The sequence below is a fragment of the Parabacteroides leei genome (genome assembly GCF_023369805.1).
In the GTDB taxonomy this organism is placed as follows: Bacteria; Bacteroidota; Bacteroidia; order Bacteroidales; family Tannerellaceae; genus Parabacteroides; species Parabacteroides leei.
On record NZ_JAMBQG010000007.1, the window covers coordinates 139,317 to 150,237 of the forward strand.

A 10,921-nucleotide genomic window follows, 5' to 3' on the forward strand; every position below is an offset into this window, starting at 1 on the left:
AATTCTCTATTTTCAATTAACAAACTCTTTCGGATACTGCATCGTCACGCAATGCAATGAACCATGTTGCTTAATTAACGGTAAACAATTAATACCTACAATCTCTCTGTCCGGAAACGCCGTCTGCAAAGCAGCTTTCGCAACCTCATCTTTCGGTGAATTATAAAAAGGAACAAGTACCGCCCCGTTTATAATAAGGAAATTTGCATAGGTAGCCGGCAAACGTTCGCCCTCCCATTCCACTTTATCGGCCATAGGCAAAGCGATCAGCCGGTAGGGTTCGCCATTCTCCTGCGTAAACTCTTTCAGCTCTTCCTCCATCTCCTGCAATTCGGCATAATGCTCATCTTCTTCATCCGTACACTGTACATAAGCGATCGTATCTTCACTACAGAAACGAGCCAATGTATCGACATGGCTATCGGTATCGTCACCGGCCAGATAACCGCTCTCTATCCACAAAATACGGTTCAGGCCGAATACCTGTTTCAGATAATTTTCCAGCTCTTCCTGCTGAAGATATTCATTCCTGTTCACGGAAGAAAGACATTCGACCGTAGTCAGCAAAGTTCCCTTGCCATCCGATTCGATACTACCGCCTTCCAACACGAACGGTTGCATATTGACAGGGATCACCTCCTCTGCAAAAGTTTTGCCATGGAACAACTTCCGCGTGATCAGATTATCAAAGTTGGCGGCAAACTTCATACCCCAACCGTTGAATACAAAATCGTATACAACCGGAGTTCCTTCCTCGAAGACGGAAATACCTCCGTGGTCGCGTGCCCAGGTATCGTTTGTCTCCATTTCGCGGAAAAGAATACGGCTGTAATCCACTTCTCCCAACTGAGAGCGTACCACCGATTCATCCGGACAAACAATCAATAGCTTCTCCCGCTTGACCACCTCTTTGGCAATCTCCACAAAACAAGGTACCACCTCGTCGAGTATCGGCGCCCAATCCGTCCCTTCATGCGGCCAGGTTAGCTGAACCGCACTCTGCGGATACCATTCAGCCGGTAATATCGTTTTATTTTCCATGTTTGCTTGTTTTATTTTCAAACCATTAACAAAAATATCATTCCCCTTCTATAATAACTTTAAGCCTTTCCGGATCTGATTGATATTTATTTTCTTTCAAATATTTCAATGCATTCTTTATTGTATGACTTTTATTATACTGTAGATGCAAAGGTAATAATATTTAGAAAATCTTCTCCATTTATTTGGAATCTTCAGAATCCTCATTAACTTTGCCCCACAAAGTACTTTTTACCGTAGCATATGAACAAACAAGTAGAAGACATAAAAGCTATTCGCGAGATGATGGAAAGATCATCCAAGTTCCTTTCGTTAAGCGGTTTGTCCGGTATATCGGCCGGAGTTATAGCGATTATCGGGGCAGCACTCGCCTACTTCCATATTCTGAGAGAACCGGCAAATGCCGACTTCAATACGACACACGAAGCGATGTTCCGCGAGATCACTTTGTTGATCACGGATGCTGCGGCCGTCTTGCTCTTTTCTATTTGTTTCGGAATCTACTTCTCCTGGAGAAAATCTGTAAAGAATAACCTGATGCCCTCCAAAAGCCTGATAAAAAGAACACTTTACAGCCTTGGTATCCCCCTTGTTACCGGAGGGATCTTTGCTCTTATTTTCTTGTTGCGTGGCGACCTGGCAATGGCTATCACCATGACACTGACTTTTTATGGTTTGGCATTAATCAATGTTTCCAAATATACCCTTGATGAAGTCCACTATCTGGGTCTGACAGAAATCGTATTGGGTATCATCGCCGCTTTGTTTCCCGACTGGAGCCTCCTGCTCTGGACTATTGGATTCGGAGCCTGCCATATCATTTACGGAACAGCTATGTACGTCAAATATGACTTGAAGAAAGCATGAAAAACATACTGTCCAAATTAAACAAAGCTTTCGAAAGCCGGATTCGACTGGGTATCATGTCTATCCTGTCGGTAAACGAATCAGCCGACTTCAACACCATGAAGCAACTGATGGAGTTGACCGACGGAAACCTGGCCAGCCACTTGAAAGCCTTGGAGAACATCGGATACATCCAGTCCTCCAAGCAATTCATCGGCAGGAAACCTAACACACAATATATGATTACCGAAGAAGGCAGAAAATGCTTCCGGGAACACCTGGACGCATTGGAAGAACTCATCAAATAATTTTTTTTACCCATTTACTTTGAAATACAAAGTACTTTTAAACTACAATAAACAGGTTAAGATTATGGAAACAACAATCAAAAAAGCAGCAAAAATCAATCAGTCCATTACATTTAAAGCACTGATTATCGGCTTTCTGACCCTTATCCTACTAATCCCGGGAATAATGATCCAGGATCTGATACGGGAACGGCAAGACAGAAGTGTCGAAACGATCGAAAAGATCAATGCCAAATGGAGTAATGCCCAAACCATCTGCGGTCCTATACTCTCTATCCCCTACACGACCACGCATGAAGGTTCTAACAATAAAACAATGCTTCAGGAGCACATCCTCAATATAACTCCTGAAAATTTGAATATCAATACCCAATTATACCCGGAAGAAAGATATTACGGAATCTATAAAACGATCCTTTACAAAAGTGAATTAGACATATCCGGAAATTTTGAAAAGATCAATTTCCAAAAGATCGATAATAATACCATACATTGGGATCAGGCCTTCCTTACAATCGGCGTTTCCGACTTAAGAGGTATCACGGATAATATCGACTTTACTTTCGACAACAAACAATATCCGGTCGAAGCAGCCGGTAACAATGACAGATTAATGGGAAAAGTATTGGTCATCAACTTAAATAATCCCGACTCTCTGTTGACTGGTCATGCATTAAATTTCAATTGCAAACTGAAGCTAAACGGAAGTAGCAATATCAATTTCATCCCCATAGGTAAAACGTCCAAAGTTCATGTAGCAGGTACCTGGAAATCACCAGGCTTTATCGGAAACTTCAGTCCCGAACATACTATTACCGAAAATGGTTTCGACGCAAACTGGAGCATCCTTCGCTTCAACCGCAGCATACCTGAAACATGGATCGATAATCAGGCCGAAACATTCGAAGACAGCTCTTTCGGCGTCAACCTGATCGACCCGGTAAACCATTACCAGCAAAACATGCGTTCGGCAAAATACGCATTCATGTTCATCGCACTGACATTCGTCGTCTTTTTCTTTGTCGAAATACTGACAAAAAAACGCATCCATCCCATCCAGTATTTGCTGGTCGGCATCGCCTTGATCCTGTTCTACAGTCTGCTTTTATCGATCTCCGAACAAATCAATTTCGGCATTGCCTACCTGATTGCCAGTATGACCACCATTGGACTGATAACGGTTTACGCCCATAGCATCTTTAAAAACAAGATGCAAACCGGAGCACTGACCGCTATGTTATGTACACTCTACATTTTCCTTTATGTCGTTCTGCAACTGGAAGATGTAGCACTATTGATAGGTAGTATCGGATTATTTATTATCCTAGCCATAATTATGTTCTTCTCCCGCAAGATCAACTGGTATAAGCAGGAAGAAACGGAAGAAAACCTTATAAACGATATCCATATGATAACCCCAGATAAATAACTTAACAAATTATAAACAGTAAAAATCCCAGGTTCCGATTTCAACATCAATCAACCCGGGATTTTTTATTCAATCAATCTTTGATTATTTTTTATTTAAGCTTGCTACTTCCCGCTCCCTCCCGAATGCTGGTAGCAGGAATTATTCGTATAATTCTCCTTCATTCCGGTATACTTCACCACCTCTACCGCCAGGTTCTTCGGCTGATCCAGATAAAACACATCCAATACATAAGTCATGCGTGTCATCTTGGCCAGGTTCTCATAATGAAGAACAGAGTTACCACTCACACTGATTTGCGACAAATTAACCTGTATATCATAAACACCCGGTGCACTGCCCTGCATCGATGTAAGCTGTTCTGTCAATACAACCGCCAAGGCTGCTTTATCGTTTTCAGAAACTCCCGGAAGCGACGAGCTTATTAACTGATCCAAATCCGTAGTAATCTCCCAACCACAACGTTGGCTGATAGTCAGATCCACCCCTTTTATCGCCTCCGGATTACCACAGTTGTCGAGTGTCAACTCACCGTTTACATGATCAGACACCTCTTCTACACCATTTTTAATTTTATAAGGAATACGCATCGAATAGGTCGAAAATGTAGAAATATCTGTTACATACGCATTACGGGATTCATCATAAACAATCTCATTCTCCAGCTTTTCCCAATTATTTCCTAAGCTTTTCTTATACAATACCATATCTTTCAAGCGGATCGAATTGGAAGTTAGCTTATTTACACGCAGTTTACCGGTATGAAGCAATGGAGTCTCTGCAGGACTAAGCATAACAGAGGCATAGGCACTCCCGTCAATTACTTCTTCTGCCGAAGAAGTAGAACGGAATATAGAAGGTACATCCTTTATCACCGTCAGGGAAACATTCGTTTTCTCTGCCAGAGAACGCATAATATGCAGGACTGCACGCCCGGTAGGATCGGAAATCTCGATCTCCTCATCCGGATTAACCGTAACCGGTTCACTCATCCGCGTCATGTCGACCGAAACGGTCAGACTGCTACGGTTAGGCGAATCCTGAGGAAAAGAGACAACTGTTACCACATCCACAAACCCATCCCTCTTGAAACGAAGCGGATAATTACCTTTCTTATTTAGCTTTAACTGATAACAGCCATCCGAACCTGTACGTACTTTCATACCATTATCCCCCAAAGAGACTTCTACGCCATCCAGCGAAACCAACTGGTGGGTAACCTTACCTACGACGAAATAAGCCTCTTCACCAAACGGATCATCTACTATTTCCACTTCCGGTTCATTCGATACACACGACACCCATATCATACTACTCAAACCAGTAAGCAGTATAATCACTAATAAGATTAATTTTTTCATACCAATTCTATTTTATCATTTCCTTAATAAATTGTTTTCGATATTTCACAAATGAGTCTTAATCAGATCTTATCTAATTTATATTTCCTCACGATTGATATCAGATTCAATCTGTCAAACACCTTCAATGCTGCACATGTAAAATCCGGCAGATGAATATATGCTGCCAACAAAAAATAATACAATTTTCCATAGTGGAATATAACAGACCTCGCTTCCCTTTTACTCCAGATATGATTCATGATAATCGGCCTTATCTCTTGTCTCCTGTTTTTTATGAAATAAAGCAAGTTACTGCGAAAAATATAATATACCGTGAATTTCATTTTCCTGTCATAATCCAGTTCATTAACCAATCCTAATACAGAATCCATCATCTGTAAATTAAGAAATTCACTCCTGTTCTTGTCTGTTGAACAGGTGACAGATTTAGCATGTCTGACATAATAATATACGCAATATTGAATCCCCTTCGCTCTCTTTACATTGGGTACAATCTGCATATTCTGATACAAATCTTCTCCCATAGCAATCGGTTTTACAATAAAATCATTACACAACGACCTTCTTATCAATCTCCCGCATACATTCCACCCACATTGAAGTAAAGAATAGAAAAATTCATCATCAGACAACAAAGATTCCGTATTTTCTAATTTCTGATACTTCATTCGACCTCCTTCTACAACACAGAGTCCGCCGATAACATAATCAAGCCTGTCATTTTGGGCAATATTATAAAGTTTCTCCAATGCATCTTCCGGCAGATAATCATCCCCGTCCAAATAAAAAATATATTCACCTTGTGCTGTATTCCATCCTTTCAGGCGGGATAAAAATACCCCTTCATTCTCTTTCGATATAATGACTATCCGCTCATCCGATCCGGCATATTTTTCAATAATTAAACCGGAACTATCCGTAGAGCCATCATTTACGATAATAATTTCAATATCCCGAAACGTTTGGTTGATACAAGACTCAATACATTTCTCTAAAAACTCACTTACATTATACACAGGTATAATAACTGATATCTTAGATTTCATCATTCTATTTTGTTATTAATCAAATTACATTTTATATAAAGCGGATTATACCAATCCCTGTTTCCTTCCGGATGAACCTGATACGTACGTCCCAATTTACGATTCTTATAAACCGGTCCCGACTGCGCTTCATACTCCCAGTTAAAATATTCCGGTAACATCACACGTATCGGAAAACACTTACTACGTCTTCTTTTACATCCCGGCAAGGGGACAGAGAAATTAAAACCACCATTCACTTCCTTACCAGAATACATGGCATAAAAACCAACTGCAACTTCTCCAAAATAACGCATACAATCCAAACGTCCTCCTCGATCTCCGTACACATACTGCCCTGCACTTACATCAAACCTGACATTCCATACCGGTACATAGGCATATCCTTTCAATGCAAAATTCACACGCTTCCAATCCGATACATCCCATCTGCCGTTATAAAAGGTAGACGACCCTGTCAATCCGGCGTCTACCCCTATCCCCCAATATCCTTCATTTGAACGATATCCCAATTCGACAGCTGTACCCATACGGTTATCTGAAAAATTTCCTACATGCAAGCGCCCAAACACATTATCACGTATACGAAACGACTGCGATAAAGCCAGAATACCCGGACGGATATAATCCACCTCCCCTTTCAAATTATTATAAACAGGAAATATCACCTGTCCTGTAAATCCAGCTCCCGTCCAGAGTTGCATTTCCAATGCAGGAGCCACACTGATATCTACTACATATAATTTATCCGACCGGTAATTGGCCAAACCGATCTGGGGATAAAACACGAGATCTATTTTTCCCGCAGACGAATTAACCGTCTTTTTCAATGGTACTTTATTGAGATAATCATCCGTGTCATAGTCAATATCCAATTTCTTCATTACATCGGCTCCGGATATTTCTTTTAACCTATATTGCATCAATAATTTATGCGACAAATGAGTTTTCAATAGCGGTATCTTGTCCTTCAAAAGGATCAGATCAACATCTTTGCTAGCTTCCGAAGTATCGAGTAAGACCTCTACCGCTTCATCAATCCCTTTATAAGCACTCCGGTGAACCCGGTCTTCAATAGCGATCCAATAACCAGTCTCCGTATTTCCTGCACGTATATTTTCATATCCGAGCTGCCGGAGTTTATCTACTGCTAAATCCTGAGCACTAAGCTCCACAAACACAAAGCATAAAAAAAGAACTATAACCCTATACATTAATAAAAAATTTACAACACTATTTTCTTCCGGGAAGTAGCGAATGAATAAAATAGACACAATACAAAAAAGAATCGACCCAACAATCTTTTTTCAGATTCAGCCCGAAATCCAGCATACGGCTTCCGGTATAGCCATATCCGAAACGATTGGTAAGTATCTTCAAATAACGTAAACGAGTCTTTCTATTCAATGATTTTCCCAATAAATACATAGCCAGAATACCTTCCTGCTGAGACTTTACCGCATACTGTTTCCTAAGTGGATCAAACAGACTCATATCAGACATATTACCCAACAACTTAACTTTCCGGCATTTATCCAGAGCCATCCGGTAACAGAAATCAAAATCTACCCTTTTATGGGAGAGAGAAGATTCATTCATCCGATAATAATATGTCTGATTAGGAGATAATTTAACAGATTGTATATAACAACAATAATCCAACGTAAACAACCGGTCTTCCCCCAATGAATAATTCGGATCAAAAGCCATATTATATCGCTTAATTAAATCTTTCTTAAACGATTTATTACATGTAAAACCAAATCCGTTATAGTCCAACAGTAAATATGTCAGAACACCCGGTAATTCGTTTTCCTTTTCAACGGCAACCTTTTTCAAACAGAGAATAGTCGACTCCCCATTCTCCTGTACTGTCGCCATCTCTACATAAACCAGATCATAATCAAAATGAACTCTTGCTTCTGCATATACACTCAAATAATCGGGTGTTACCCAATCGTCCGAATCCACAAAGCTTATATATTTACCTCCGGCCACAGATAAACCTTTATTTCTGGCAGAAGATACTCCCCCGTTCTTTTCATGAAAAACACGGATACGGGCATCTTTTCGGGCATATTCATCACATATCGTTCCACTTTTATCCGTAGCTCCGTCATCTATCAATATGAGTTCAAAATCCTGATAATTCTGATCAAGAATACTATCCAGACATTTCTCTAAATACGGTTCACAATTATATACCGGTACAATAATTGAGAAAGTCACATTATCCATCAACTCTTCTTTCATAAAGCAGTATGACTATATATCAAGTCCGTACACTTCGCTTAAATACTTTTTGATCTTTGATTTATCGGTTCCACAAACCTGCTTGATCTCAAATACTTTAGCATCAGCCAATGTTTTGAACCACCATCCCTGAAGAAAATTCCACAAGAACCCCTCTTTCCCATCCAGAAATCCACCTTTGAGGAAATATCTATACACAAAATAGAAGAAAGAACGCCAGAAAAGCGGCAAACAGGCATAACGTGATTTGATCTTACGTTTACGCATAGCTTGTTTTCCTATTTTTTTCCCTTCCACATCATTTTCCAACAAGTTTAGTTCCATATTCAGTAAATCTACCGCATCGCGAACAGCATAATCTACATGTTTATGGCAAAACCACGATAAGTTATTTAAATTATGATCCACAAAATCATACTCAAAATCCTGGCTTTCTCCTTCCAACAATTGAATATGTTCATCCATCAACCGCAATTCACAGATTGCTTTTCCATAACGAAACAACCGCAATAAACGAACTGGATAAACACCACGCTTCATCCATTTATTCAAAAAATAATGCCTCCGTTTGAAAACAATACCTGATACATTCTCCGGCAAAACCGGAATCTTCTGTACCAACTCTCCGATCAGTTCCGGTAATAAGTATTCATCCGCATCCAACCGGAGAACCCACTTTGTCCGTATCGGAGCATGTTCCAATCCCCAGTTAAACTGTTTGGCATGTTGATTTTCCCACTTATTCTGCAAAACAGTTACTTTTTCGTATTCGCCGGCAATCCGTAGTGTTTCGTCCGTCGAAAAACTATCGACAATGAAAATATCTTTCACAAAAGGATATACATTTTCTATGCAACGCCGGATATGTATCTCCTCATTATAAGTAAGGATGATAACAGAGATATCTAATTCTTTCATTGTATTATTTGTCGATTAAAATAATTCTATCTTTTATGTACCGGGCCGGATTTCCTCCGACAATAGTCCATGCTTGAACGTCTTTTGTAACCACACTTCCGGCTCCTACTACAGCTCCTTCACCAATATTCACACCAGGCAGTATCAAAGCTTTAGCTCCGATAAAAACATGATCTCCGATATTTATTTCCCCTATCATCAGGGGAAGTCTTAATGTTGACAAATCGTGTGTGCCATTGCAGACATACGAGTATTGAGACAAAACCGAACGCTTTCCAAAACAGACGGGCCCCAGATTATACACTTCCGAGTAAGGACTTAAACAGGCACCTTCTTTCATTTCTAACAGCCAGGGGGCATAAATTCGTGCTGTTGAAAAAACAAAGACCTTTTCAAGCCTGGCACCGAACAGACGTAGTAGAAAAAGCCTCCAGACATTCAGTTTCTTCGGCGTCCAATAGAAAAACAAAAAATAAACAATATGCCATAGGCGAATACCCAAAGCTTCCTTAAATGACCAGGAAGATGTATCGGCATCTTTTTGATAAGCCACTTTAAGCCAAACTTTCCCCATTTTCCAATAATGACTGAAATAAATCGATATACTGCCCGGCTATGCCAGAGGAAGAAAAACGACTTGCCGTTTTTGATGCGTTGACTCCTATCTGTCGTCGCAGAACCTCATCAAATACGAGGAGTTCAATCGCCCGTTCCAAATGCCGGACCGGATTATGAGAAACAGTAAACCGGATAGCATTTTCTTTATCTACGATATAATCATCAAAACAAGGCAAATCCGATACGATAACCGGCAGCCCCAAAGCCATTGCTTCCAACGGTGCACAAGGCATAGCATCACCTGTCGTAGGCAAAGGAGGATAGCAATAAATATGAGCAGTCCGCATATAGTCAGCCATTAATTCCGGATTTGAAAACTCTCCGGCAAAAACCAGATCAATTCCTTTTGCATGACTTCTCAGTTCATCACAATAAACCTGCCCCCCTCCGCCTTTTTCCATATCGGCAGTTCCTACTAAAGACAACTTCACCGGTATTTTATTCGAGAATAGCGATAAGGCTTTTACCAGATTTAATAATCCTTTTTCAAAATGGATACGACCGGTATATACTACATGAACATATTTTTCTATCGGCAAAAACACAGTATTGAAAAACAGACTAAGGTTTACCGGATTATTTATCGTACAGACATTAGATAATTCGGGATTCTGTTTCATAACTTCTTTTTGAATCATTGAGCCACATGCTACCAATTTATCAATATGCGATAAATAACCATACTGCCCTTTTGGTAAACGTGCAATATTATATATCGAAACATTATATTTACGTTTAAACAGGTAGGATAGAAAAGGACTCCAGAATGTATTTAGCACCAAAACATCCGTTTTAGAGATTCGTCTCAATGATTTTACCGAATATAAAAAGTCAAATATCAAATCAGTGTATATAGAAGATGTTCGTTTGTAACCTTTTACATAGGTTCTGAATACTCCATTGTTATCCCAAAAGTTCGTTTCCGAAATTCTTTTTTCCGGCAGTTTCGATACTATAGTTACCTGATGTCCTTTTTTTAAAAATTCAATCGATAAATCATACCAGATTTTTTCAACAGCCCCTATCCCATCAGGAGGAATATAACCGAACGGACTGGTTATTATTGTTATTTTCATACGTTCTTTTTAATTAAAAGTC

At 39.8% G+C, this 10,921-nt stretch carries 11 protein-coding genes; 3 read left to right on the forward strand and 8 right to left on the reverse strand.

Annotation, left to right across the window (positions count from 1 at the left end; translation table 11 throughout):
• Positions 1–12: 12 nt before the first annotated feature.
• On the reverse strand, positions 13–1,041 hold the full coding sequence (locus M1P97_RS12180) for an agmatine deiminase family protein (protein ID WP_249389232.1): 1,029 nt from the start codon (positions 1,039–1,041) through the stop codon (positions 13–15).
• 243 nt (positions 1,042–1,284) lie between these two features.
• Between M1P97_RS12180 and M1P97_RS12185 the strand changes: the two genes are divergently transcribed.
• The 3 genes from M1P97_RS12185 (at position 1,285) to creD (ending at position 3,624) form a co-directional block, all read left to right on the forward strand.
• On the forward strand, positions 1,285–1,908 hold the full coding sequence (locus tag M1P97_RS12185; RefSeq protein ID WP_229058474.1) for a hypothetical protein: 624 nt from the start codon (positions 1,285–1,287) through the stop codon (positions 1,906–1,908).
• Complete coding sequence (locus M1P97_RS12190; RefSeq protein WP_075556930.1) at positions 1,905–2,195, forward strand: winged helix-turn-helix domain-containing protein; 291 nt, start codon at positions 1,905–1,907, stop codon at positions 2,193–2,195. The genes M1P97_RS12185 and M1P97_RS12190 overlap by 4 nt, the downstream gene beginning before the upstream one ends.
• Before the next feature lie 64 nt (positions 2,196–2,259).
• Entirely contained in the window at positions 2,260–3,624 is a 1,365-nt protein-coding gene (gene creD, locus M1P97_RS12195) for a cell envelope integrity protein CreD (RefSeq protein WP_249389233.1), read from the forward strand.
• Positions 3,625–3,728: 104 nt separating this feature from the next.
• Here the strand turns inward: creD and M1P97_RS12200 are convergent, their stop codons facing one another.
• The 7 genes from M1P97_RS12200 to M1P97_RS12230 form a co-directional block, all read right to left on the reverse strand.
• The gene (locus M1P97_RS12200) at positions 3,729–4,985 is read right to left on the reverse strand and encodes a carboxypeptidase-like regulatory domain-containing protein (RefSeq protein ID WP_249389234.1); all 1,257 of its coding nucleotides are present in this window, start codon (positions 4,983–4,985) and stop codon (positions 3,729–3,731) included.
• Positions 4,986–5,047: 62 nt separating this feature from the next.
• Entirely contained in the window at positions 5,048–6,037 is a 990-nt protein-coding gene (locus tag M1P97_RS12205; protein WP_229058475.1) for a glycosyltransferase family 2 protein, read from the reverse strand.
• Positions 6,034–7,209 (reverse strand): YjbH domain-containing protein, encoded by a 1,176-nt coding sequence (locus M1P97_RS12210; protein WP_195372652.1) that lies wholly within the window; start codon positions 7,207–7,209, stop codon positions 6,034–6,036. The genes M1P97_RS12205 and M1P97_RS12210 overlap by 4 nt, the downstream gene beginning before the upstream one ends.
• Positions 7,210–7,267: 58 nt before the next feature.
• Complete coding sequence (locus M1P97_RS12215) at positions 7,268–8,287, reverse strand: glycosyltransferase family 2 protein (RefSeq protein ID WP_229058477.1); 1,020 nt, start codon at positions 8,285–8,287, stop codon at positions 7,268–7,270.
• Between the two features lie 12 nt (positions 8,288–8,299).
• Positions 8,300–9,205, reverse strand: coding sequence for a glycosyltransferase family 2 protein (locus M1P97_RS12220; protein WP_195372653.1), 906 nt, complete (start codon positions 9,203–9,205; stop codon positions 8,300–8,302).
• Positions 9,206–9,209: 4 nt separating this feature from the next.
• Positions 9,210–9,779, reverse strand: a complete 570-nt coding sequence (locus M1P97_RS26375; RefSeq protein ID WP_195372654.1) for a DapH/DapD/GlmU-related protein — start codon at positions 9,777–9,779, stop codon at positions 9,210–9,212.
• A complete protein-coding gene (locus M1P97_RS12230) occupies positions 9,760–10,899 on the reverse strand; it encodes a glycosyltransferase family 4 protein (protein WP_195372655.1) in 1,140 nt (379 codons plus the stop codon). Before M1P97_RS12230 ends, M1P97_RS26375 begins: the two co-directional genes overlap by 20 nt.
• Positions 10,900–10,921 lie beyond the last annotated feature (22 nt).

Bases quoted from the DNA above. Each gene is read 5' to 3' on its own strand.
- M1P97_RS12200 (WP_249389234.1), bottom strand. From the start codon at position 4,985: ATGAAAAAATTAATCTTATTAGTGATTATACTGCTTACTGGTTTGAGT.
- M1P97_RS12230 (WP_195372655.1), bottom strand. From the start codon at position 10,899: ATGAAAATAACAATAATAACCAGTCCGTTCGGTTATATTCCTCCTGAT.
- M1P97_RS12220 (WP_195372653.1), bottom strand. From the start codon at position 9,205: ATGAAAGAATTAGATATCTCTGTTATCATCCTTACTTATAATGAGGAG.
- M1P97_RS26375 (WP_195372654.1), bottom strand. From the start codon at position 9,779: ATGGGGAAAGTTTGGCTTAAAGTGGCTTATCAAAAAGATGCCGATACA.
- M1P97_RS12185 (WP_229058474.1), top strand. From the start codon at position 1,285: ATGAACAAACAAGTAGAAGACATAAAAGCTATTCGCGAGATGATGGAA.
- creD (WP_249389233.1), top strand. From the start codon at position 2,260: ATGGAAACAACAATCAAAAAAGCAGCAAAAATCAATCAGTCCATTACA.
- M1P97_RS12190 (WP_075556930.1), top strand. From the start codon at position 1,905: ATGAAAAACATACTGTCCAAATTAAACAAAGCTTTCGAAAGCCGGATT.
- M1P97_RS12180 (WP_249389232.1), bottom strand. From the start codon at position 1,041: ATGGAAAATAAAACGATATTACCGGCTGAATGGTATCCGCAGAGTGCG.
- M1P97_RS12215 (WP_229058477.1), bottom strand. From the start codon at position 8,287: ATGAAAGAAGAGTTGATGGATAATGTGACTTTCTCAATTATTGTACCG.
- M1P97_RS12205 (WP_229058475.1), bottom strand. From the start codon at position 6,037: ATGATGAAATCTAAGATATCAGTTATTATACCTGTGTATAATGTAAGT.